This window comes from Candidatus Poriferisodalis sp. (assembly GCF_965204125.1).
In the GTDB taxonomy this organism is placed as follows: Bacteria; Actinomycetota; Acidimicrobiia; order Acidimicrobiales; family Poriferisodalaceae; genus Poriferisodalis.
Genome location: NZ_OZ241968.1, coordinates 2,197,425 through 2,220,944, shown reverse-complemented (window position 1 = coordinate 2,220,944; position 23,520 = coordinate 2,197,425). Strand labels below are relative to the sequence as shown.

Sequence of the window (23,520 nt, the reverse complement as noted above, 5' to 3'; positions counted from 1 at the left end):
GTCACGCCGCCTCAGTGGTCATGAGGCGAACGTAACGAACGGCTGTGACAACGTGTTCTGTGGCTGCGGCAATTTCGCTCTCTGTCGTGAACCGCCCGAGGCTGAATCGCACAGACTCGAACGCTGCATCACGCGAGAGACCCATCGCCGTGAGCACGGGCGAGGGCTCGATGGCGCCGGTGCTGCATGCGCTCCCCGCCGACGCTGCGACGGGGTCCATGTTCACCAGCACTGCGTCGGCATCGGTTCCGCAGAATCGCAGGTTGGCGGTGTTCGGCAGGCGTCGCTCGACATCGCCGTTCTGCGCGACATCCGCGAGCTCGCCCGTCAGCGCAGCCACGAAGCTGTCGCGCAAGATGCTGACTCGCTCGGCTTCGGCCGCTTGCTCATCGGCAGCAATCTCGGCCGCGACTCCCAATCCGACGATGCCTGCCACGTTCAGCGAACCCGAGCGCAGGCCGCGTTCGTGGCCGCCGCCCCACACTGTCGGTCCCATCGACGCCACGGCCTCCCGGCTTCCGACAAGTGCGCCGACTCCCGTTGGGCCGCAGATCTTGTGGCCGCTGAGCGAGACTAAATCGCATCCAAGTGCCGACATGTCGAAGGGCAGCCGGCCGACCATTTGCGTGGCGTCGCAGTGGAACAAACCGCCTGCTTGATGTACCAGGTCGACAATCTCGGCGACCGGATTCAGCACGCCCGTCTCACTGTTGGCGGCCATGACCGACACCAGCAGCTCGCCCTCGATCGCCTGCACCATTGCCGCAAGCGCCTCAAAGTCGACGAAGCCGCCCGATGTCACAGGGGCGATTTCCAGATTGCAGCGGCCGGCCGCAGCGAGTGCCTCAGCCGTCCGTCCCACGGATGCGTGCTCGACCGCAGATGCCACGAGCGTCGGCCGGACGTGGCTCTGTGGTTCGGCGCCAGGTGCGACGAAGCCGCCGAGAGCGAGATTGTTGGCTTCCGTCGCACCGGCAGTGAAGATCACTCCACCGGGTTGTCCACCCACCAAGTGGGCCACTTGCTCACGAGCCTCGTCGGCCGCCGCAGCCTGCCGCCGGCCGAACCGGTGAGCCGAGGATGCGTTGCCGAATCCGTCGGTCATGGCCTTCGCCACCGCTTCCACCACCCGCGGATCGCAGGGCGCGGAGGCGTTGTAGTCGAGATAGATCTCGTTCACTCAAGACTCCGGTTCGGTGGCTGCATCAGCCTTGCGGCGAGCGTAAATCAAGCACTTCGTCACTCCGTGGACCCAACGGCGTTCGAACGAACTGCGTGGCGAGCTCCTAGCTCGCCATGTCGCCAAGTGGCTCCGGCCGCAGAAGACGGTCGCAGAAGTCCGACACGGCGGTCACGGCATCGGCCAGGGAGGTGACTCTGTCGATCTCTGGATGGTCGACAGTCATCTGGTCGGCGTACGCGAGTGATCCCTGAGATTGTGCCTCTGCGAAATTGGCCGACAGATCCTCGATCGCGCTCTCCATTCCGGGGAGATCCACTGAGAAACGACTGCGCACGGCATCGGCAGCGGCAGCAGGGCCGCCGGCGTCGTTGTGCAGCAACACGAAAGCGATGTCGTACCAGTCCTTCGGCAGGCGCCTGCGCTGTGCCGCGACCGACTTGGCCAGCAAGAACCCCGCGAGACCGCAAAACCGCACCTCCACCTGGATTCGCGTGCCGTTGATGTCGGACTGCAAGTGACGTGCCTCGAAATCCTGCGACGCGAATCGGGTTCCTCGGAGATTCGCTGCGCCGAGATGCTCGCAGTCGGCGAACGCCACTTCGCTGCCTGCCGGCGCATCGTCGAGATCAGCTAGCAATTCGAACTTGACGACCGCTCGGCTCTCGCGATTAGTGCAGACCCATCTCCACTTGCACCCGCTGTCGGGCACAAAGGCTGCTTGCCGCAACGCCCCCTCAAGTCGGTTTGCGTTGACCGACTTGCATGCAATCTCGAGATCCACCTGGACATCTATGTCCGTAGTCCCGGCGTGGAGCGCATCGCTGTGAGCGCACAGCAGCTCGGGAACCAAACCTCCCAGCACAACGAATTCAGGGCGCTCACCGTAGTAATGAACGACGCGGACCAGCGCCCGCTCGGCCGCTTGCCTTGCGGCTCGACCACGAGCATCCTCAACGCTCACGGACGACCTCTCGGAGATGCTCCGCCGCCTCTTCGCCACGAACGCCCGTCCGCTGCACATCGACGAACACACGCGGCCAGGGAACGACCACGATGCCGCCGGTCGCCGCAGCCAAGCGACGAGTGACCACTGTCGGGTACGGACGCAGCGTCAGCCTCCCTCCCTCGATGGGACGCAAATCCGCGGCCGCGGCGGCGGCCGCGAGTCCAGCCATCGTCTCTGCGCCGACGTACACCTCGGCTGATGTCACGTTCGTCATCAGCGGTGCGAGAACCGTGGCAGCCGCAACGCCGGTCGCTGCCCAGGACACTCCCGCTCCGATCCATCGGCTTCCCGCTTCTGCGAGGCCTGCTACAGGATCTCGCCACGTGACGCCGACCTGGATTTCGGCGCCCGTTGGTCTTTGTTGCGCTGCCGCTGCGTAGGCGTCCAGGAGGCTGTCGACATCGCGGACGCGCCGGGCTGAGTCGCGACCGCGCGCGGCGTTCGACTCAAGCAGACCGAGACCGGCAAGGAAACGCAGCGCGTTAGTGCAGCTTCCCGACGACAAACCAGTGGCTTGCTTCACAGCGGCGCCGGTCGCGTCGACCCCGCACAGCAGTGCCTCGGCGACACCGAGCACCGCCGGAGTCCAGCGCTTCATTCGAGCCTCTCGCGGGGCGCGAGTTCCCGAGCGCGAGACGATGATCGTGCCTATCGCCATCTCGGCTGCACCGGTTTCGTCGACCCACGCCACACCGGCTTCTGACAGCGCATTCTTGGCGCCCGGGGACAACTCCCGCGCCGCCACTACGTCTGGTCTGCGCTCTGCGGCTCTCAATAGCGACACCACGGCTCCGAGGCTTCCTGCTCCCGCCCATTTGACGTCCAACGAGTGCCCGCCGATGATGACATCCGCACGCGGATCGCCCGTTGGAATTTCCACGCTGACGGTGCGCGGCAGCACGTCAATCAATGCCTGCACAGGCCGACTGTGGACAGCAGGCCGCGAGCCTTGGTCTACTTCAACCACGCTTATACCTCATAAATTACCTATAACTCACCACTAACATGAGGATAGCAGATTTATGAGTATTAGTGTCGGCCGTGTCTCAGAACTTCAGTTCCGACGACTCGCGGCGGCCCGGCGAGTGCGCTCTCGGCGGGCAGCGCGCGCCTAGGTTCGGGGCGAGGCAGGCTGAGGCTGGCCTGAGGCGTACTGGGAGGACGGGTGAGCGAGGCAACGGACGCTGAGGAACGGGAGGTGATGGACTGGCGGCGCTACGGCATCGCCGTGCGGGAGCTGGCGCAGATGATCGCCGACGACGGCTACCGGCCCCACATGATCCTGGCGATCGCCCGGGGCGGGCTGTTCTGTGCCGGCTCGCTGGGCTACGCCCTGTCAGTCAAGAACATCTACGTCATGAACTGCGAGTACTACACCGGCGTCGACGAGCGCCTGCAGGTGCCGATCATGCTGCCGCCCACGCCCGACCTGGTCGACCACCGCGACTCCGACATCCTCATTGCCGACGACGTGGCCGACACCGGCCACACGCTCAAGCTGGTCTACGACTTCTGCCTGCCGCGGGTGCGCAGCGTCCGCACCGCGGTGCTGTACGAGAAGCCGTGGTCGACGGTCAACTGCGACTGGGTGTGGCGCCGCACCGACCTGTGGATCAACTTCCCCTGGTCGACAGAGCCGCCCATCGTGACCGACGAGCAAGCCCGCTCCTGAGCTCGGCGCACCGGCTGCGGCGCTAGGCGACCTCGCCGCAGTCGGAGCATTCGCCGTAGAGATCGAGGCTGTGACGCAGGGGCGTGAAGCCCGCCTCGCCGGCCGCCCCGGTCAGTGCACGATCCACCTCGGCCTCGAGCGCGCCGTCGATGCGCATGTCCTCGATCGTCCCGCACGTCACGCAGATCAGGTGATGGTGATGGCCCAGCAGCGACTCGGCGAGCTCGAAGTGGGAACGGTCGCCGCCGGCACTGATGCGAACCACCACACCGCCCTCGCGCAGCGCTTCGAGGTTGCGGTACGCCGAGCTCTGGGGCACATCGGGGACCCTCGACACGATGTCTCGCAGCGTGAGCGGCCGCTGCGCCGTCGCCAGCGCCGAGACAAGTGCTCGCCGTCCGTCGGTGTAGCGGTGCCCCGCCACCGCAAGCCGCTGCTTCACATCTTCGTGAAGCTGCTCGAGATCCTTCGGAGGCTCCATCCGGCTCTCCCCGGGGCGATTCAGAAACGGTTCAAGGAGGCGAGGCCCGGTCGCCCCCGGCGGTCACAGTTGGCGGGCGTGCTCATGGGAAGCATCGTGGTCAAAGTCGTGGTGGTGACCGTGGTGGCTGCCCGCCGGCGAGAACTGTCCCGTGTGGGCATGCGAGATAACACCGACATTCGGGCCGCAGCCAGGATCGCCCGCCTCATGGGCGTGGATGCTCTCCATGACGAACTCGTGCTCGGCGTCGTCGCGGGCCACTACTTCGCCGCCGAAGGCAGCTGTCAGGTTCGCATCGGTCAGCACCTCATCGGGAGGGCCGTCGGCAAGCACCATCCCCTTCAGCAGCAGCACACGATCGCAGCGTCGTGCCTCTTGCAGGTGGTGCGTCGACATCACTACGAGATGCCCGGCTGCACGCTCAGCCTCGATCACCTCGAGAATGGTCGTCTGGCTCGGCAAGTCCAGGCCGGTGATCGGCTCGTCGAACAGCAAGCAGTCATATTCCGATGCGAGCACCATTGCCACCATGACTCGCTGGCGCTGACCGCCGGAGAGCTCGCCGAAGGAACGCTGACGCAGGTGCGCAACGTCGAGCCGCTCAGCCGCAACACGAACCGCTTCCTTGTCGCTGCGACGAAACCGCTTCAGCAGTCCGCGACTGCGATAACGCCCGATAGTCAGCACCTCTTGCACCGTCATCGGCATGAAGGGATGCGGCTGGTGGTGCTGGCACACAAACCCCACCCTGACGTCGCCCAGAGACTCCATTCGGCCCGACGTCGGGCGTTGCAGCCCGCTGAGCACCCGCAGCAAGGTGGTCTTGCCGCTCCCGTTCGGACCCATGAGTGCGACCGACGACGCGTCCTCGAGCTTCAGATCGCCTGTTTCGAGCACGTGGCAGGGCCCAAAAGAGACACGGACGTCGTGGAGATGGAACAGGGCGTGCCTCACTTCGATTTCGAAGGTGTTTGGGTGCTCAAGCCTCGATAGGGTAGCTGAAACTGGTTCTCATTCTCAAAACCCGGGGTGAGGCTAGAGCACCACTGGGACTCTTCCACACCTGAATCGGAGCATAGGGGAGGCACAAATGACGGTCGAAGCTGGCGCGAGTCGACAAAGGCGTCGACGGATCCGCAAGAGCGGATTGGTGGTGGCGGCGGCTGCGGCGCTGTTCGCTGCTGCATGCACGGGAACCGATGCCGAAACCGACGCGGCTGACGCGACAGATGCATCCTCGGCAGTGCCGTTGGTGGTCACCACGACGAGCATCTGGGGCGACGTGGTCAGCAACGTGGGCTGCGAGGACAGCGTCTCGGTAACCACCCTCATCCCGCAGGGCGGAGACCCGCACACCTTCGAGCCGTCGTTGCGAGACCGCGAGACGATGGACGCGGCCGATCTGGTGGTGGTGAACGGCCTGGGTCTCGAGGAGCGCCTCGAGGACACCCTGGAAGCTGTCGCGGCTGAGGGCGTGCATGTGTTCGAGGTGGCGGAGCACATCGACACCATCGAATTCGAGTTCAGCGGTGGGCACGACGACCACGGGCACGACGACCACGACGAAGAGGACGGGCACGACGACCACGACGAGGACGACGCGCACGAGGACGACCACGACGAAGAGGACGGGCACGACGACCACGACGAGGAAGACGGGCACGACGACCACGACGAAGAGGACGGGCACGACGACCACGACGAGGACGACGCGCACGAGGACGACCACGACGAAGAGGACGGGCACGACGACCACGACGAGGAAGACGGGCACGAGGACGACCACGACGAAGGCCATGACGAAGACGGGCACGACGACCACGAGGACGACGACCACGGGCACATGGATGACGACCACGCCGACGAGGACGATCACGGGCACGACCACAGCGGTGGCGACCCCCACGTCTGGCTCGATCCGCAGCGCGTCGCCGGAGTTCTGGGCGAGTTGGCCGACGAACTGATCCATGCCGGCGCCGATGCCGACACCGTCAACCGCTGCTTGGATTCCTACCGAGAAGCCTTGGAAGACGCCGATGCCGAGATCGCCGAGATTCTCGACGCAGTGCCGGCGGATCGCCGCATCCTGATCACCAACCACGATGCGTTCGGATACTTCGCCGACCGCTACGGCTTCGAGATCGTGGGCACCGTGATTCCCTCACTCTCCACGGCAGCGGAAACCAACCCCGCTCTGCTGGAAGAGCTGGCCGAGATCATCGAGCACGAAGGCGTGCCCGCTGTGTTCTCGGAGACGACACACTCCGACGCCGATATCCAGGCCTTGGCAACCGCCGCAGGCAACATCAACGTGGTGCAGTTGCTCACTGGCAGCCTCGCGCCGGAGGGTGAAGACGGCGACACGCTGATCGGGATGCTGAGGTTCAACGCGCAAGCAATTGCGGACGCGCTGGGTTGAGGGACCTAGCGTTGCAACGACACCACCCCTGACCAGGGGCGAGCCGACCACCAGCCCATCAGGGGGATGACATGACGTTCCTCACCGATCCGGTGGGCTGGTGGATCGAGCCGTTCACCTCCAACCCGTTCATGACCAAGGCGCTGGCCGCGGGGCTGCTCGCGGTGCTGACCACCTCGATGGTGGGCACCTGGGTGGTGCTGCGAAGCCTCAACTTCCTCGGCGACGCCCTGGCGCACGGGGTGCTTCCCGGCATCGCGATTGCATTCATCGTGGGCTTCGACACGGGCCTCGGCGCGCTGGTAGCGGCAATCGTGATGGTGAGTGCCATCTCGTTCATCCCGCGCATTTCGCCGCTCTCCGAGGACACCTCTATCGGCGTGCTGTTCGTGGGACTGCTGGCGCTCGCCGTGGTGATCATGTCGTCGGGGGCAGCCGCTGGCACCGGCGACATCGACCGCTTCCTGTTCGGCTCGATCACCGGGGTACAGAACACAGACCTCGTGCGCCAGGCGGTGGTTTCCGTGGTGGCTGTCGGCGGTGCAGTCGTCTTCTATCGGGCGTTCTTCGTGATGACGTTCTGCGAGGTACAAGCGGAGATGGCCCGGCTTCGCCCACGCCTCACGCACGGTGTGCTCATGGTGTTGCTGGCCATCACCATCGTGGGTTCGTTCCAAGTAGTGGGAAGCCTGCTCGTCATGGCCTTCTTGATCGCCCCGCCAGCGACCGCCTCGATGTTCTTGCGGCGTGTGCCGCTCATCATGGTCGCGGCGGTGCTGATCGGAGCGGTGTCGGTCTATGTCGGCCTGCTGCTGAGCTACCACCATCGGCTGGCCGGTGGGGCAACGATGGCGTTGACCGCAGTGGCGATTCTGTTCGCGGCCATGCTGATCAGAGCCCTCGTGTACGCGTTGCGGCCGGCACCGCCGGAGGATGCACTGCCGGTGCAGATGCTCGCTGATAGTCGCTGACTTGCTGAGGGGAAGCCTGCCGCGGGCTATTCCTCGCCGTCGGTGAAGCTCGTGAAGATCGTGGGGTTCTCGAGGTCGGCGAGCTGCTGGTTGCGGTGATTGACCTCGGCCAGCAATTCGGGGTGCGAGAGCACCCAGAAACGCCGCTCGTACATCGCCTCGATCACCTTGGCGGCCACTTCGGACGGATCCATGCCTCGCTCCAGCGCTGCGGCGATGTTGGCGTTGCGGCGGCGGGCATCGGCGGTCTCCGACGGCGCCTCGCCCTCGGGGCGCGGCCGGCGTACGCGGCGCAGCTCGTCGGGCCGGTTCCGCTGGGCCGTGGCGATGTTGGTGCGCACCACCCCGGGGCACAGCACCGACACACCCACATCGGCGTTGCGATCACGCTGCATCTCGAGGTGCAGCGTCTCCATGATCGCCACCACGCCGTACTTGGCGGCGTTGTAGGGGCCGAGCCCCGGCACCGACATGAGCCCTGCCACCGAGGCGGTGCTCATGATGTGCGACTCCTCCGCCTCGATGAGATGGGGCAGGAAGTGGTGGACGCCGTGGATCACTCCCCACAGGCACACGTCCACCACCCACTTCCAGTCGACGAGCTGCTGGTTGCGGATCAGCCCTCCCCCGCCGACGCCGGCGTTGTTGCACACCATGTGCACGGCGCCGAAGCGGTCGATGGTGGCCTGCGCCAGCGCGCCCACCGAGTCGGCACTGGTCACATCGGTCACGACACCCAGCGCCTCGACACCGTGGCCGGCTACCTCGGCCTCAGCGGCACGCAGCGGCTCCTCCTCGATGTCGGCCAGCACCACGTTGGCGCCCTCGCCCGCAAAGCCCAATGCCAGGGCCTTGCCGATCCCCGATGCCGCCCCGGTCACCACCGCGACGCGTCCGGTCATGGTCTCCATGTCTGTCCCCCTCTTGCTCAGCCGGTGCGCCCGGCGCTCAGGTGTTGAGCTGCTCGAAGCGCTCCATGACGTCGAGATACTCGCTGATCATCTCCTCGACCACCCGCGTGGCCGAGATCGACTCGTTGAGCTGCCCGACCACCTGGCCGACGAAGTAGTTGGCGAGCTCGACCGCGCCCGTATTGGACGGGTTCATCGCCGCCCGGTCGATGCGGCGGCTGGCAGCGCCGATCAGCATCGGCTGCAGCGGCATGGGCAGCGTTCCCGGCGAGTTCTCGCCCTCCCACTCGTCAGTCCATGCTGAACGCAGTTGGCGAGCCGGCTTGCCGGTGCGAGAGCGTGAGCGCAGCGTGTCCGACGAGCCTGCCGCCAGAAACTTGTCCTTCACGACGGGATGCGTCTCGGCTTCCTGGGTGGTGAGCCAGACCGACCCGCACCACACGCCCTGGGCGCCCAGCGCCAGCGCGGCAGCCACCTGACGCCCGTTGCCGATGCCGCCTGCTGCCAGCACGGGTACCGGCGCAATGGCATCCACCACCTCGGGCACCAGCACCATCGTGGCGATGTCGCCGGTATGGCCGCCGGCCTCATGGCCTTGGGCGATGACGATGTCGACGCCTGCGGCGACATGACGCTCAGCGTGCACCTTCTTGCCGGCCAGCGCACCCACGAGCACATCGTTGTCGTGGGCCCGCTCGATCATGTCGGGCGGCGGCGGGCCGAGCGCGTTCACGGCCAGCCGGATCGGGTACGAGAACGCCACGTCCATGAGCGGCACCGCCTGGGCGTAGGTCATGGGCGGCTCGGCGTCGCCGGCAATGGCGCCGGGCTTGTCCTCAGCCGGCAGCGGCGGGACGTCGTAGCGCTCCATCATGTCGTCGAGAAACTCGCGGTGCGCCGGCGGGATCATCGCCTTGAGGTCCTTGACCGACAGCTCGCCCTCAGACTTGCCCTCGTACTTGGCGGGCACGATGATGTCGACGCCGAATGGCCGGCCGCCCACCTCGTCCTGGATCCAGCCCATGTCGATGTCGAGCTGTTCGGGCGTGTGACCGGCTGCGCCGAGCACGCCGAAGCCGCCCGCCTTGGTCACTGCCGCCACCACGTCCCGGCAATGGGTGAATGCGACGATCGGAACGTCGCAGCCCAGCATCTCGCACACAGGTGTCTTCATGCCCCGAAACTACCGGCGCACAGCGCCCCTCCGCTGAAGCGACGGGTTGGCAGCTTGCGGTGGCAGGATGCGCAGGTGAATACATCGGGGAGCAACTCGGGCAGCATCAGCGCAGTCGGGCACAGCTATGTGGACGTCGCAACAGGAACTCGGCTGGACGCTTGGTTTCCGGAAGGAGCCACGGAGGACTCTCCGCCGGCCCGGTCGTGCCTGGCTGTCGAGCTCGGTGTCAATGCGGGCGAGACCGTCACGGTCACAATCGACGATCTGGATGCTCCGCCGGCAGACCTGGGTGATGCGTACCTGCGACTGCACCTGCTGAGCCGCCGTGAGATCCAGCCTCACGACGCCAACCTCGACGGCATGTTCGGCCTGATGACCAACTGCGCGTGGACCAGTGCAGGACCGGTGCTGCCCGAGCGGGTCGATGATCTGCGCACTGCAGCCGCTGCGCTCGCCCACCCGGTCAGCGTGACGGCGGTGGACAAGATCCCGCGCATGGTCGACTACGTGATCCCCCAGGGCGTCCGCATCGGCGACGCCGACCGGGTGCGGCTCGGCGCCCACCTGGCAGACGGCACCACGGTCATGCACGAAGGCTTCGTCAACTTCAACGCCGGCACGCTCGGCCCTGCCATGGTCGAAGGGCGCATCTCTGCCGGAGTGGTCATCGGGGCGCATTCCGACCTTGGCGGCAGCGCTTCCACTATGGGGATGCTGTCGGGCGGCGGCAGGGAGCGGGTGTCGATCGGCGAGCACTGCCTGCTGGGCGCCAACTCGGGCATCGGCATCGCCCTCGGCGACAACTGCACAGTTGAAGCAGGGCTGTATGTCACCGCGGGGAGCCGGATCACCCTGCCCGACGGCTCGGTCGTGAAGGGCCGCGACATCTCCGGGAGCTCAGGGATGCTGCTCATCCGCAACAGCGTCACCGGCGCCATCGAGATGCGAGTTGCCGACCCGAGCCGCTGGGAAGGCATCAACCCCGAACTCCACAAGAACTGACGCCGCGTCGTGCCGCCTGCGCCCCACCGGTCAAGCTAGGTGACACTGGCGAGGACAGTCACTAGGACAACACTAGGTGCAGATAGTGGATTGTGCCTGATTACACTGCGCTGATGAACGCTCGTTATCAGGCAGCATTGTGGTGACCGGCAGCGACGAAACCCGCGAATACACCGACACACATCCGTGGATCGACTTCGATGCGAGTGTCGCGAACCGCTTGGATGCCCAATCGTGGATGAGGATCGGCGAGGCCTACGCACGGTGTGCCGAACTCTCGGGAACGCCTCTCGCTCCCGCTATGGCAGATGCGCTGCACCAGCATGCTCTCATTCGGGGCGCCCAGGCCACCGTGGCCATCGAGGGCAACACGCTGACCGTCGAGCAGGTAGCGAGCATCTACGCCGGAGAGTTCTCCGCACCCCAGTCCCGCGCCTATCAGGAGCGTGAGGTCCGCAACGTCCTCGAAGCGTTCGAACGTCTCGACGGCATGGTGATGGAAGATGGCGACCTTCACCTGAGCGCCGAGTTGATCTGCGAGATGAACCGATGGGTGCTCGACGGCGTCGATCCTGACGCCGCATCGGCACCGGGCACCATCCGCACACATTCAGTTGTCGTCGGCCCCTATGTCGGCCCTCCAGCACGTGACTGCTGGCACCTGCTCGAACGCCTGGCCGATTGGCTTGACGGCAACGACTTTCGACGCACCAGCGGCGAGAGTGACGAGAACCGCGACGCGTTCGCGCGAACGGTGCTGAGCGCCTTGCTCGCGCATCTCTACATCGCCTGGATCCACCCCTTCGCCGACGGCAATGGTCGCACGGCACGGCTGCTCGAGTACGTGATCCTCGCCAGATCGGGCATGGTCCCGCTCGCGGCGGCAAATCTGATGGCCAACCACTTCAACCTCACGCGTGACCGGTACTACGCACGGCTCGCCGCAGCCAGCCGCGAACGCGATGTCCTGGGATTCTTGGCCTACGGCATCGAAGGGCTCGTCGACGGACTCGTCGAGCACTCGGCAGCCGTGAGAGCGCAACACCTGGGTCTTGCATGGCAGAGCTACGTCGCCGAAACCATGGCACGGTTCCCGACGAGTCCTGCGTCGGAGCGCCAGCGCGCGCTGGTGATGGCGCTGGCACCAGGAGAGAAGGTCCCGCGGTCAGATATCGCTGGTCTGACGCCGCAGCTGGCGCAGCTGTACGCACGCACGGGACCTCGCACGCTGGCTCGCGACCTCAACCGGCTCGAAGATGCAGGACTCATCGACGTCGCAACCGAAGGCATCCGCGCTCGGGTTGATCTGATGTCAGCGTTCCTGCTGCCTACGTCAACTTGAGCGACGAACCCAATCTGAGTCAGACCACCTGCGATCGCCTGGTCGGCACCGATCCGAGCCCGGAAGCGCCAGCGACGGGAACGGTATCGTCGAATGCGCCGCAGGGAGACCAAGGGGACGGCCATGGCCTACGTCGAGGACAGGATCATTCACGACGCGGATGCGCACACCATGGAGCCGCCGGAGTGGCTGGAGCCGTTCGCTTCTGCCGAGGTGGCGCGGTACGCGCTCGACCACTTCTCCATCGGCGACAACGACAGGGTGTTCGCCGATATCGAGAAGGCCCGCGCCCGCCAGGCCGACCCGGAGTTCCGCGCCGGCGCTGCGGCCGAGGTGATGCTGCGCAAGAACTACATCGCCCCCGGCGCCTGGGATCCCGCCGATCGATCCCAAGCGCTCGACGACCTGGGATTCGCCAGCCAGCTCGTGTTCCCCTCGATGCCCAACACGCTCATCGAGGAGATGGAGCACACCGCCGAGCCCGCCCTCACCTACGCCGCAGCCACGGCGGCGAACCGGGCCCAGATCGCGTTCTGCTCAGGCGATCCCCGCTTGCTGCCGGTGTGCTCGGTGCCGCTGCAGGACATCGAACGAGCGGGGCCGCATGCCCGTCAGGCCATTGAAGACGGCGCGGCGGCGCTGCTCATTCCCAACCGCATGCCGAAGCACCACGCCCACAGCCACGTCGGCTTCGATCCCGTCTGGGCGGCCGCCCAAGAAGCAGGCATCCCGGTGGTGATGCACGTGGCCACGCCCGACCTGGTGATGCCGCCGCAGCACCGCAACAACGGCCTGCCGCCCGAGCCCGACTTCCACGGCGGCGGCGAGAACTTCCGCTCCGTGTCGTACATGGCGATCTCGGCGGCGCCGCTGCAGGCGCTGTCGATGCTGATCTTCGACGGCGTGCTCGAGCGCTTTCCGGAGCTGAAGATCGGCGTGATCGAGCTGGGCGCCGTGTGGGTGCCAGGCTTCCTGCGCCAGCTCGAAGCAGCGTTCGACGCCTTCGAGCGGCACGAGCAGCGGCTGGGCAAGCTCAGCCTGCGGCCTTCGGAGTACGTGCACCGACAGGTACGGGTCACCCCCTACCCCACCGAGCCGACCGGCTGGATCATCGAGAACACCGCCCCGGAGATCTGCATGTTCAGCTCCGACTATCCCCACGTGGAAGGCGGCCGGAACCCGCTGCGGCGCTTCGACCGCGAGGTAGAGCACCTGCCCGCCGATGTGCAGGAGCGGTTCTTCCGGCTGAACTTCGAAGACCTGATGGGCACCGCGGCGCATATCCCCGCAGTCGCCGCCTAGACAACCAGATGGGAATCCGGCTCGACAAGCCCTGGCAGCCGCTCGACGGCGCTGCAATCGATGCCATGCCAGCGCAGCTCGGCGTGTATCACGTCGGCGACGACGACGGCACAGTGCTGTCGGTGGGCTATGCCGGTGCGCACGAGCTCTTCGGCATGCAGTCCGCACTCCGGCGTGAGATGACGCAGCACAGCGGCGGCGCCACGCAGTTCCGCTGCGAGTTCACCTCCAACTACCGCAGCCGCTGGGACGAGCTGCTGATGCTGCACCTCGCCGACCACGGCGAGCTTCCCGCACCCCAGCGCGACCAAGCACAGCGCGTCGGCAGGCTCTCCCCCGCCTGATCTGCTGAATGTGGTGGTCTGCGTCCTAGGACGCAGCCCGTGCGTTCTCGAGCCAGCCGTTGACCTTGGACCGGTTCTCCTCGATCCACTGCATCGCATCGGCACGGATGTGCTCTTGGGTGTAGCCACCCGCCGCCATCCGCTCGTTCTGCGTCGCTATCCATCCCAGATCGATCTTGACCTGCTCGAGCAGGCTGCGAATGTCCGGATGGCTGTCGAGGAAATCGGCATTGGCGACGGCCCGGATGTCATTCACTTCGAACGCGGAGTCCAGCCACACCACGTTCTCACCGGGAGTGAGAACGGTGTAGGTCCAGTTCGGCGTCCAGCCGTAGAACAGCACCGGCTGGCCGGCATCGACGCGGGCTCGCACCTCGCCGATGAGGTCGTTGTAGTTGCCCGAGTCCTGCTCCACATTGGCGCCCCACCCGCTGTCGGCGATGTGGCCGTCAATGATCTGGGCGCATCCCCAGTCCTCGTTGCATCCGTACAGGTCGGCGGTGCCGTCGCCGTCGGTGTCGAACTCTGCGGCAACCGACCGATCAGACAGCTGGCTCATCGCCGACAGGCCCAGCCTGTCGGCGGTGGCCTTGTCGACCAGGTACCCCTCTCGGCCTCCGCCGCCCACTTGGACGCCGACCGGTTCGATCTCACCTTCGGTCGAGAGACCTGCGGCGGTCTCGAAGTCGAGGAACAGGTCGTGGTTGGGGAACCAGCCATTGGCCCACAGGTCGTACTGGCCCGTCCTCAGGGCGGGGTAGAAGTTGAGCGGTCCGAGCTCGTGCTCGGAAGGATCGGTGACTTCATAGCCCAGCTCTTCGATGAGCGAGGCGTAGATCTCGGCCTGTGCATAGCCGCTGTCCCAATTGGCCCGAGCCATGCGCACCGTGCCGTCTTCCTCCTCGCTCGAGAAGATCACGACGAGTGCGACGACAACCAAACCAACCAAGGCGCCGACCAAGATCAGACTTCTGCGTCGCTGCTTTGTCATTGCTTGTCTCCTCGCTGCCGTGTTCTGCCGGTCACCGCGTCGGCCCGTGCTGAAGGCGGTCTTTGACCGTTGCAATCAGTCCGCTGTGCTGCGATCGGAAGATCTGCTCGTCGTAGTGGCTCTCGAGCAGGTCGAGTTCCTCGTCGAATGCCTTCTTGCAGCTCCAGCACATGATCAGCAGGATCAGCGCGAACGGCAGTCCGATCGAGACGGCCGCAGTCTGCAGAGCGCTCAATCCGCCGCCGATGAGCAGCGCAATCGCCACCGCACCCTCCATGCATGCCCAGAAGACCCGCTGAGGCTTCGGCGAGTCGAGCTTGCCTCCGGAGGTGAGGTGATCGACGACCAACGAGCCTGAATCCGACGACGTCACGAAGAACGACACCAACAACAGCACGCCGACGAACGAAACGATGCCGGTGAGCGGGAACGACTCCAGCATGTCGAACAGGGCGGTCGCGACGTTGTCGTTCACTGCGGTTGCCACGTCGCGCAGCCCATTCTGCTGCAGGTGGATGGCAGAGCCTCCGAAGACCGCCATCCACAGGAAGCACAGGATCGACGGCAGGACGATCACGCCCAGGAGCAGTTCGCGCACCGAGCGGCCCTTGGAGATGCGGGCGATGAACATCCCGACGAATGGCGACCACGAGATCCACCATCCCCAATAGAAGATGGTCCACCACGCTTGCCATTGCGTCTCAGAGAAGGCCGCATTCCAGAATGCGAACTCCGGCAGGACCTGTATGTAGTTTCCGACGCTCTGCGTGAACAACGACAAGATGAACAGCGTCGGGCCGACCAGCAGCACGAAGATCAGGAAGGCGCCAGCCAGCCAGATGTTCAGTTCGCTGAGCCGTTTCACGCCAGCGTCGAGCCCGGCAACCACCGATATGGTCGCCAAGAACGTGATGCCGACGATCAGGAGCACCTGGAACCACTGCTCGTCAGGAAGTCCGAACAGCTTGTTCAAGCCCGCTGATGCCTGGCTTGCGCCGAAGCCGAGCGATGTGGCCAACCCGAACAGCGTGGCCATGACCGTCAGGATGTCGATGACGTTGCCCCACGTGCCGTAGATCTTCTTGCCGAGGATCGGGTAGAAGATCGAGCGGAATGTCAGGGGCAGGCCGCGGTTGTAGGCAAAGAAGCCCAACGCCAGCGCAACCAGCCCATAGAGCGCCCAGCCATGGATCCCCCAGTGGAGATAGGTGGTCGCGAGCGCCGCCTGTCCCGCCGCGCCGGTTCCAGCCTCGATGCCCTCAAAGAACGGGGACGGCGACATGAAGTGGAAGATCGGCTCCGCGACCCCCCAGAACATCAGCCCAATGCCCAAGCCCGCCGACAGCAGCATCGCGTACCACGAAACCGTGGAGAACTCCGGCAAAGCGAACGGGCCGCCCAACTTGATCTTCCCGTACCTGCTGAACGCGAAATAGATCGCAACGATCAGGAAGATGTTGAAGTCGAGGATGTAGAACCAGCCGAGCTTCTCGTTGATGAAGTCGAGGATTGAGCTGAACACATCCTGGGTGCCGTCGACGAAGATCGACAGCAGGATGAAGGCCAGCAGGATTCCCGATGACCAGAACGTGACCTGGGGATGGATGTCGAAGCCGGCACGCACGATGTTGCGGTCACCCGGTTCCCGGTCGGCCACCTCGGGGTAGAAGTCGATGTCCGGATCGATCTGCAGACCCTGCAGTGGCTTGCGGTTGTGGATCGCGTCGTCGCGTCGGCGTTCCTCCTCTTCCTCCCAATCGTGCAAGGCGAGCGTTGCCTCGGTCAGGTTGACGTCTGAGTCGTCCGGACTTCGATGAATGCGCGGATCGGAAGGCGGATTTTCTTGGTCGTCGTCCATATCGGGCCCCCAGAATGTTCCCCAAGAAGGCCCAAGACCGATCGCAGCGAAGCCGGCGATCGTCTCGCGGCCCGAGACCTAACGTAACTCGTGTGAATAGTCGTAATGACCACTATTCATCGCCAACGGCCCTGCAGATACGAGAAGGGCGCAGGTGCTGGGCCGGCCCCCGCCTGCGCTCGATCGGAGTGCGCCTGACAGCGGTACTGCTGCTCGTCGCACCGTTCATGGGACTGGCCTCGGCGGCACAGGCACAGACATCCGACGACGAGCCGGTCGCCCGTATCGCACGCCCCACCTGGGATACAGGCTGGTTCCAGGCAGAGGTGCTTCGACTGCTGCTCGAACGACTCGGCTACCGAGTGGACGGCCCGGTCACCATGGAGAACGAGGACTTCTACGAGGCGGTCGCCGCTGGTGACGTCGACCTGTGGGCCAACGGCTGGTTCCCGCTGCACGACGCCCACATCTCCCCCGGCACGCCGGTGGAAGTGGTCGGCACGGCCGTCGACGACGGTGCGCTGCAGGGGTACTTCGTCGACGCCAGCACGGCCGCCGCCTACGGCATCACCGATCTGGGCGACCTCGCCGACGCATCGGTAGCGGCACTGTTCGACCGGGACGGCGACCGGCGCGCCGATCTGGTGGGCTGCAATGCGGGGTGGTCGTGCGCGCAGACGATCGACCATCATCTCGACGCGTACGGACTTATCGACACTGTCGAGCACATCCAAGGCGACTACTCGCCGCTGATCACCGAGACCATTTCCCTCCAGCGAGCCGGCCAGCCGGTGCTGTATTTCTCGTGGACGCCCAATTGGACGGTCGGAGAGCTTGTTCCGGGCGTCGATGTCGTGTGGCTGGAAACCCCGTTCCCGTCGCTGCCCGACGACCAAGCTGCCGCAGTTGATCGCACCTTCGTCCCGGGGATTCCCGGGTGCGCCAATGACCCGTGCCAGACCGGCTGGCCTCCGAATGACATTCGCGCCGTCGCCAACTCGGATTTCCTGAACGCTAATCCGGCCATCCGGACGCTCTTGGAGGAGATCGTCATCCCGCTGGAGGACATCTCGGCGCAGAACGCCCGCATGATTACCGAAGGAAGCGACCCGGCCGACATCCGTCGCCACGCGGCCGAGTGGATTCAGGCCAACTTGGCAACGGTGCAGGAGTGGATCCGCACTGCTGATCCCACCGCGGTGGAGCTGCCGCTCGAACGCGACGACGCACCTGCGGGCGGCACGCTCTCGGTCGCCGCCCGCGCCCTTCCGCCGTTCGTGATCTACGAGAACGGCACCTACAGCGGCTTCGAAGTGGAGCTGGTCAGGTTGCTTGCGGCGGATCTGGGCATGGAGGCCGAGATCTACGCGGTGGACACGGTGGCCAAGCAGATCGATGACATCCAACGGGGAGTCGCCGATGTCGGCCTTGGCGGCACCGCGGCGACCGTGCATCGCGAACAGGAGGTCGACTTCTCGGTGCCCGTCCTGGACTCGGGCCTCACCATCCTGACCACCGCAGAGTCGTCGCGAGGCATCGACGATCGGATCGTGGCCTTCTTCACGGCGGTCGCCGCTTCAGACCTGCCGTGGCTGCTCGCCGTCTTTGCCGGGGCCGTGCTCGTGGCCGCCCACCTGATCTGGCTGCTCGAGCGCCGACACAACCCCGACTTCGCCGTGCCGTATCGCGAGGGAATCTGGGATTCCTTCTACTGGTCGGTCGTCACCATGAGCACGGTCGGTTACGGCGACAAAGTGGCCCGCGGCAACCGGGGCCGGGTGCTGGCACTGCTGTGGATCGCCTTGGGAACGCTGGTCTTCGCCAGTTTCACCGCGGCCATCGCGTCGTCGCTGGCAGTGAACGAGCTGCGGTCGGAGATCTCAGGGCCGGCGGATCTGTCAGGCCGGCGAGTCGCCACGGTCAAGCACTCCGCCGGGGAGACCTACCTCCCGTCGATCGGCATTGGTCCCGTCGTCGTCGACGAGATCGATAGCGCCTACCAACTGCTGTCGGAGGGGCAGGTGGAGGCAGTGGTGTTCGATGCGCCCGTGCTGCACTACTACGCCTCCCATCTGGGCGGCGGAGATGTGGTGACGGTCGGGTCGGACTTCCAACGAGTCCGTTACGGCTTGATGGTGGACGAGGACAATGCCGAGCTGCGCGAGCGTCTCAACCTTGCGTTGCTGGAGCTCATGGAAAGCGGTATCTACGCACGCCTGCACGACGGCTGGTTTGGCAGCGAAGATTCCTGAGCGAGCGGACTGTCCTCCGCCTGAACGCGTGAGATCGGGTGGCCGTTGCTCCGGCGGGTCAGATAATGCGCTCGGCTGCCAAGGCCGCCAGGTCGTCGGCGTCGAGCCCGCAGAACTCGCGGTAGATCGCCTCGTTGTCGGCGCCGACGGGCCGGTACGGCTCGAGCTCGCGCATGTCCGAGCCGTGCCAGCGCAACGGGCTGTGCGCCAGCGGGATCTCGCCCAGGCCGTCCAGCTCGGTCCATTGCAGGAACCCGCGCTCGATCATGTGATCGTCGTGCACGACGTCGGTGACCTCGCGGACCTCTGCCACCGGCACGCCCGCCGCGCCGAATGCAGCGGCAGCCTCGGCCCGGGTGTGCACTGACGTCCAGGCCGTCACCAGCTCGTCCACCTCGTCCATGTGCTCGCAGCGACCGGCGTTGCTGCGCAGGCGCTCGTCGCCCAGCAGGTCGGCCCGGCCGATCACCTCCAGCACCGACCGCCAGTGCGAGTTCATCGCAGCGATCAGCGCGATGTGCCCGTCGCTGCACGGATACACGTTCGACGGCGAGACGCTCATGGCGGCGTTGCGGTTGCCCATGCGCCCAGTGACGCCGTGCATCTGCCACGCCTGCAATGAGGTGGTGAGCGTGTAGTACGCAGCCTCGGCCATCGACGTCGACACCAGGCGACCGCGACCGGTGCGCTGCGCTTCGAATAGCGCAGTCACGACAGCACCGTACAGGTGGGTGCCGCCGAGGAAGTCGATGAACGTCGCACCGGATTTCACCGGCGGTCGGTCAGCGAATCCGTTGATGCTCATCACGCCCATGTGCGCCTGGACGGTGACGTCCATGGCAGTCCGCTCGGCGTCCGGGCCGTCGAGGCCGTAGCCGCTGGCCTGGGCGAACACCAGCTTGGGGTTCGTCTGCCAGAGCGTCTCGGCGTCGATCCCCAGCCGCTCGGGCACCCCCGGGGCGAAGTTGCACAGCACCGCATCGGCGCCGTCGGCCAGCCGGATGAACAGCTCACGGCCGCGCGGCGATTTGAGGTCGAGCGACACGGCTTCTTTCGACGAGTTGAGCATCGCGTAGGGAAGCTGGTGACTGTGGCCTCGCAGTGCCTCGCCTCGGGGATGCTCCACCTTGATGACCCGGGCACCCGAATAGGCCAGCAGCAGTCCGGCGTACGGCCCTTGGTAGATCTGCCCGAGGTCGAGCACGACCACGCCGTCGAGGGGCAGCGGGCGGGTCGGCTCGCCGGCCCCGGTTCCCGGATCGCTCACTTGAAGCTGCCGCCGAGGATGTCGCGGGCCATGATCAGCCGCTGCACCTCGCTGGGGCCCTCGCCGATCCGGCGGATCCGCAGCTCCCGGTACCAGCGCTCCAGCGGCAGGTCTTTCGTGACGCCGATGCCGCCGTGAATCTGGATGCAACGGTCGACCACTCGCCCGGCGGCTTCAGAAGCGACCAGCTTGGCCATCGCAGCCTCGGTGCGGAAACGCTCGCCTCGATCGGCTTTCTGGGCTGCCTCGAGCACGCACCAGCGGCCGTGGCGGATGTCGATCTCGTTGTCGACGATCATCCACTGCACCGCCTGCTTCTCGGCCAGCACCGATCCGAAGGTCTCGCGGCTGCGGGCCCAGTCGATCGCCATCTCCTGCGCCATGATCGCCGGCCCCAAGCAGCCCGCTGCATACGGGATGCGCTGGCGGCTCAGGCGGTCGTTGGCGATGCCGAATCCGCCGTTCACCTCGCCGAGCACATGGCTCTCGGGCACCCGCATGTCGGTGAACTCCAGCTCGGTGGCATAGCGAGTGGCCCGCAGCGTGTGCACTACCCGGCGCACATTGAACCCGGGAGTGTCGGTGTCGACGATGAACGCCGTGACGCCGTTGCGCCCCGGATCGTCCGACGTACGGGCGAACAGCAGTGCGTAGTCGGCCTTGTCGGCACCGGAGATGAACAGCTTCGAGCCGTTCAGTACCCACTCGTCGCCGTCCTTGTAGCCCCGGGTGCGGATGGCCCGGCCGGGGTCGGACCCTCCCGACGGCTCGGTCAGGGCGAAGCAGCCCATCTTCTCGCCGCGCAGCGTGGGGTAGAGCCAGCGCTCCTTCTGCTCGTCGGTGGCCTCGTAGAGCTGCGCCAGCCCGGCCCCGCCGAACACCCCGTAGCAAGGGTTGTAGAGGCCGGCACGGTGCTTGGACATCTCGATGGCCATGAGCGCGCGGGTGGTGGTGTCGAGACCCGGCCCGCCGTACTCGGCAGGGATGTCGAGCCCGTAGAAACCCATGTCGCGGGTCATCTGTGTGAGCCGGGCCGCATCGTCGGGCTTGAGCTCGCCGGCGTCGGGGTCGAGGTCGGCCTCGAGGGGGATGATCTCGCTCTCGACGAAGCGCCGAACGGTCTCGACGATCAGCGCCTGCTCGTCGCTCATGGAGAAGTCCACGTTGTGCCCCCTTGCTCCGCCGCCACCTCGGCGCCCGATGCTAGAAGGCTGAGCTGCGTGCGGGCCGAGTCAGCCGGCGGCCCAAGCGAGCTGGGCGAACGCCGGAGCCACCACAAGCTGCTCGCCGACGGTGACCGACAGGTCGACGCTGAACCCCGCATCGTCAGACGTCGCGATCGTGCCCGAGCAGACCACCGTCTCGCCGGCGCGCACCGGCGCACGATTGCGATACGAGAGCCGGACCAGCCGGGCGGCGGGGCCGGCGGACCGCAGGACGCACTCAGCCAGCAGCGCGCCCAGCATCTGGCCGTCGACCAAGGGCGCCGGGGCGCCCAGCCGGCGGGCGTGAGCCTCGTCGTAGTGCAAGCGATGCCAGTCCCAGGTGGCGGCGCCGTAGGCCACCATGTCCGGCAGTGCGATGCATCGGCGCAACGGCCGGATGGCCCTGCCGGCGCTCAAGCGATGCGGCGGCAGCGGCGTCGTGTCGTCGGCTGGGCCTCGGGGTTCCTCGCCAGCCGCTGGCGGCGTGGTGTCGGCGGCTTCGTCTGGGGAGTCGTCGGCCGCAGGGCCGACCGGCCGGAAGATCATGGTCTCGGCGTTCGTCGCGAGCAGCTCGTCACCCGCCGAATAGCGGGCCTCTGCGGTCACCAGCAGCAGCGCTCCGCCCGCGCGGTCGCGACGCTCCGTCGCATCGGTCAAGGTCCAAGTCGTGGTGATGACGTCGTCGAATCGGGCAGGCCGTTCGAACCGGTAGTCGTTGCCGCCTCGGAACATGGCGCACGGCACGGGCAGCGGTAGCTCCCAGGTGTGCCCGAGATAGGAGTTCTCGTCGGGAACGGCCTGTCCGGTCAGCTGCGCCGTCTCGCAGATCAGCGTCGGCGGTGCCTCGTCGCGCCAGCGCTGCGGATCGGCCCCGACCGCCAAGGCGAAATAGCGGATGGAGGCCCGGCTGAGCGGTTCGGGTGCCACATATGTGTACGTCGAGCCCAGCGCAGCGCGCACTTCGGGGGTCAGCAGCTGCGTCATAGGAACGCTCGGGCCCGGCTTCAGGGCATCGAGACGACGGCTTCCACCTCGATCAGCCACCGGCGGCTCAGCAGCCCTGCCACCACCACGCCGGTCGACGCGGGGAATGGCCGCCCGAGCATTCGCTGCCGCACGTCGCCGACAGCCCGGTAGCCGTCGATGCCGTCGGGCGTCACGTACTCGACGGTCTTGACCAGGTTGTCGATGGAGGTTCCTGCCATCTCGCAGATCGCGGCGATCTCGCCGTAGACGAACTCGGCCTGGCCCCCGATGTCGCCCTCGGCCACCGTCTCGCCCGTCGACATGTTGAACGCGGTCGTGCCGGAGATGAACAGCAGACCGCCGGCCTCGACGGCGGGGCTGAAGGTCAGCGTCGAATACGCCTCGGGCTGGTAGGGCACCACCGTCTTGGGATGGGCCGACGCCCACACGTCCAGCGCCACGAGCGCGTCGGGATGCGGCAGCTGGCCCATCAACAGCCCCGTCGAGGACGGGAACTGCGGGCTCAGCAGCCGACGCCGAGCGTCTGCCGTCTCGTTGTACTGGCGCCGGGTGGCCGGCGTGGTCTGCTGCACCACCCGCACCACATGGGACAGATCCATGCCGTGAAGCTCGAGGCGCCGTCCCGCTTCTTCGAGTGCCCACTCGCACTGGCCGACGAAGTCGCCGGGCAGCACCACGTTGCCGTCATCGTCGACGGGCACCACCTGCGGCACGTGGACCAAGCCGTCCGCCTGTCCGGCTACCACCTCCACTTCCACCAAGGCCTCAGGCCGCACCAGAGATTCCACGATGAACGTGGAGGCGCGCACGCCGCCCATCGCCGAGCCCAGGCTGTGCGGCCGCTGCGCCGCGATCGCATCGCGTTCGGACGCTCCGGCCGCCGTGATGTACTCGGTCACCTCAGAGCAGTCACTGACGTCTCGCCCGGCTGCGTCGAGCACCGCTTCCACCTTGGCCCAGCACACGCCGGCCTGCTCGGCGCCGTCGCCGCGCACCGTGACCCGGCCCGACTCGGCGTCATAGGCTCCCGCGGTCTGCCCCGCCAGCCATGCCGCGCCCGAAGCGTCGATGCCCTGGGAGAACGAATACCGGCTGGTGTCCAGCCAGGGGAACGGCTCTGCGGGGATCTCCTGGGGGGACATGGCTCGTG

Annotated in this window: 21 protein-coding genes; 8 read left to right on the top strand and 13 right to left on the bottom strand. The window is 66.3% G+C overall.

Features of this window, described 5'->3' with window-relative positions:
• Position 1 precedes the first annotated feature (1 nt).
• The 3 genes from ACOGXD_RS10375 to ACOGXD_RS10365 form a co-directional block, all read right to left on the bottom strand.
• Entirely contained in the window at positions 2–1,180 is a 1,179-nt protein-coding gene (locus tag ACOGXD_RS10375; protein WP_419914838.1) for a cysteine desulfurase family protein, read from the bottom strand.
• Between the two features lie 106 nt (positions 1,181–1,286).
• A complete protein-coding gene (locus tag ACOGXD_RS10370) occupies positions 1,287–2,144 on the bottom strand; it encodes a hypothetical protein (protein WP_419914836.1) in 858 nt (285 codons plus the stop codon).
• Positions 2,134–3,108, bottom strand: coding sequence for a hypothetical protein (locus ACOGXD_RS10365; protein ID WP_419914834.1), 975 nt, complete (start codon positions 3,106–3,108; stop codon positions 2,134–2,136). The genes ACOGXD_RS10370 and ACOGXD_RS10365 overlap by 11 nt, the downstream gene beginning before the upstream one ends.
• A gap of 282 nt (positions 3,109–3,390) precedes the next feature.
• Between ACOGXD_RS10365 and ACOGXD_RS10360 the strand changes: the two genes are divergently transcribed.
• Positions 3,391–3,861 (top strand): phosphoribosyltransferase, encoded by a 471-nt coding sequence (locus tag ACOGXD_RS10360; RefSeq protein ID WP_419917390.1) that lies wholly within the window; start codon positions 3,391–3,393, stop codon positions 3,859–3,861.
• A gap of 22 nt (positions 3,862–3,883) precedes the next feature.
• Here ACOGXD_RS10360 and ACOGXD_RS10355 read toward each other — a convergent pair whose 3' ends face one another.
• A complete protein-coding gene (locus tag ACOGXD_RS10355) occupies positions 3,884–4,342 on the bottom strand; it encodes a Fur family transcriptional regulator (RefSeq protein ID WP_419914832.1) in 459 nt (152 codons plus the stop codon).
• 63 nt (positions 4,343–4,405) lie between these two features.
• A complete protein-coding gene (locus ACOGXD_RS10350) occupies positions 4,406–5,239 on the bottom strand; it encodes a metal ABC transporter ATP-binding protein (RefSeq protein ID WP_419914830.1) in 834 nt (277 codons plus the stop codon).
• A gap of 193 nt (positions 5,240–5,432) precedes the next feature.
• Between ACOGXD_RS10350 and ACOGXD_RS10345 the strand changes: the two genes are divergently transcribed.
• Entirely contained in the window at positions 5,433–6,761 is a 1,329-nt protein-coding gene (locus tag ACOGXD_RS10345) for a metal ABC transporter solute-binding protein, Zn/Mn family (RefSeq protein ID WP_419914828.1), read from the top strand.
• 71 nt (positions 6,762–6,832) lie between these two features.
• Positions 6,833–7,732 carry a metal ABC transporter permease gene (locus ACOGXD_RS10340; protein ID WP_419914826.1) on the top strand — a complete coding sequence of 300 codons (900 nt, stop codon included), beginning with the start codon at positions 6,833–6,835 and terminating at the stop codon, positions 7,730–7,732.
• Positions 7,733–7,758: 26 nt separating this feature from the next.
• Here the strand turns inward: ACOGXD_RS10340 and ACOGXD_RS10335 are convergent, their stop codons facing one another.
• Together ACOGXD_RS10335 and ACOGXD_RS10330 are read right to left on the bottom strand one after the other, a co-directional pair.
• Positions 7,759–8,643 (bottom strand): SDR family NAD(P)-dependent oxidoreductase, encoded by an 885-nt coding sequence (locus ACOGXD_RS10335; protein WP_419914824.1) that lies wholly within the window; start codon positions 8,641–8,643, stop codon positions 7,759–7,761.
• Positions 8,644–8,680: 37 nt separating this feature from the next.
• Positions 8,681–9,817 (bottom strand): nitronate monooxygenase, encoded by a 1,137-nt coding sequence (locus tag ACOGXD_RS10330; RefSeq protein ID WP_419914822.1) that lies wholly within the window; start codon positions 9,815–9,817, stop codon positions 8,681–8,683.
• A 75-nt stretch (positions 9,818–9,892) separates the two neighbouring features.
• On the opposite strand from ACOGXD_RS10330, the gene ACOGXD_RS10325 reads away from it, so the two are divergent.
• The 4 genes from ACOGXD_RS10325 (at position 9,893) to ACOGXD_RS10310 (ending at position 13,810) form a co-directional block, all read left to right on the top strand.
• Entirely contained in the window at positions 9,893–10,822 is a 930-nt protein-coding gene (locus tag ACOGXD_RS10325; protein ID WP_419914820.1) for a DapH/DapD/GlmU-related protein, read from the top strand.
• Between the two features lie 142 nt (positions 10,823–10,964).
• The gene (locus tag ACOGXD_RS10320) at positions 10,965–12,164 is read left to right on the top strand and encodes a Fic family protein (RefSeq protein ID WP_419914818.1); all 1,200 of its coding nucleotides are present in this window, start codon (positions 10,965–10,967) and stop codon (positions 12,162–12,164) included.
• 123 nt (positions 12,165–12,287) lie between these two features.
• Positions 12,288–13,466, top strand: a complete 1,179-nt coding sequence (locus tag ACOGXD_RS10315) for an amidohydrolase family protein (RefSeq protein WP_419914816.1) — start codon at positions 12,288–12,290, stop codon at positions 13,464–13,466.
• Between the two features lie 8 nt (positions 13,467–13,474).
• Positions 13,475–13,810 (top strand): DUF7508 domain-containing protein, encoded by a 336-nt coding sequence (locus tag ACOGXD_RS10310; protein ID WP_419914814.1) that lies wholly within the window; start codon positions 13,475–13,477, stop codon positions 13,808–13,810.
• A gap of 25 nt (positions 13,811–13,835) precedes the next feature.
• Here ACOGXD_RS10310 and ACOGXD_RS10305 read toward each other — a convergent pair whose 3' ends face one another.
• Positions 13,836–14,801: a glycine betaine ABC transporter substrate-binding protein gene (locus ACOGXD_RS10305; protein ID WP_419914812.1), complete on the bottom strand. Its 966-nt coding sequence runs from the start codon at positions 14,799–14,801 to the stop codon at positions 13,836–13,838.
• A gap of 31 nt (positions 14,802–14,832) precedes the next feature.
• Positions 14,833–16,659 carry a BCCT family transporter gene (locus ACOGXD_RS10300; RefSeq protein ID WP_419914810.1) on the bottom strand — a complete coding sequence of 609 codons (1,827 nt, stop codon included), beginning with the start codon at positions 16,657–16,659 and terminating at the stop codon, positions 14,833–14,835.
• 188 nt (positions 16,660–16,847) lie between these two features.
• On the opposite strand from ACOGXD_RS10300, the gene proX reads away from it, so the two are divergent.
• A complete protein-coding gene (gene proX, locus ACOGXD_RS10295; RefSeq protein ID WP_419914808.1) occupies positions 16,848–18,911 on the top strand; it encodes a glycine betaine/L-proline ABC transporter substrate-binding protein ProX in 2,064 nt (687 codons plus the stop codon).
• A gap of 58 nt (positions 18,912–18,969) precedes the next feature.
• Here proX and ACOGXD_RS10290 read toward each other — a convergent pair whose 3' ends face one another.
• The 4 genes from ACOGXD_RS10290 to ACOGXD_RS10275 all read right to left on the bottom strand — a co-directional run bounded on the left by ACOGXD_RS10290 (position 18,970) and on the right by ACOGXD_RS10275 (position 23,512).
• Entirely contained in the window at positions 18,970–20,178 is a 1,209-nt protein-coding gene (locus ACOGXD_RS10290; protein ID WP_419914806.1) for a CaiB/BaiF CoA transferase family protein, read from the bottom strand.
• Positions 20,175–21,341, bottom strand: coding sequence for an acyl-CoA dehydrogenase family protein (locus tag ACOGXD_RS10285; protein WP_419914804.1), 1,167 nt, complete (start codon positions 21,339–21,341; stop codon positions 20,175–20,177). The genes ACOGXD_RS10290 and ACOGXD_RS10285 overlap by 4 nt, the downstream gene beginning before the upstream one ends.
• 69 nt (positions 21,342–21,410) lie before the next feature.
• The gene (locus ACOGXD_RS10280; protein ID WP_419914802.1) at positions 21,411–22,367 is read right to left on the bottom strand and encodes an FAS1-like dehydratase domain-containing protein; all 957 of its coding nucleotides are present in this window, start codon (positions 22,365–22,367) and stop codon (positions 21,411–21,413) included.
• A 20-nt stretch (positions 22,368–22,387) separates the two neighbouring features.
• Positions 22,388–23,512 (bottom strand): RidA family protein, encoded by a 1,125-nt coding sequence (locus ACOGXD_RS10275; RefSeq protein WP_419914800.1) that lies wholly within the window; start codon positions 23,510–23,512, stop codon positions 22,388–22,390.
• Positions 23,513–23,520 lie beyond the last annotated feature (8 nt).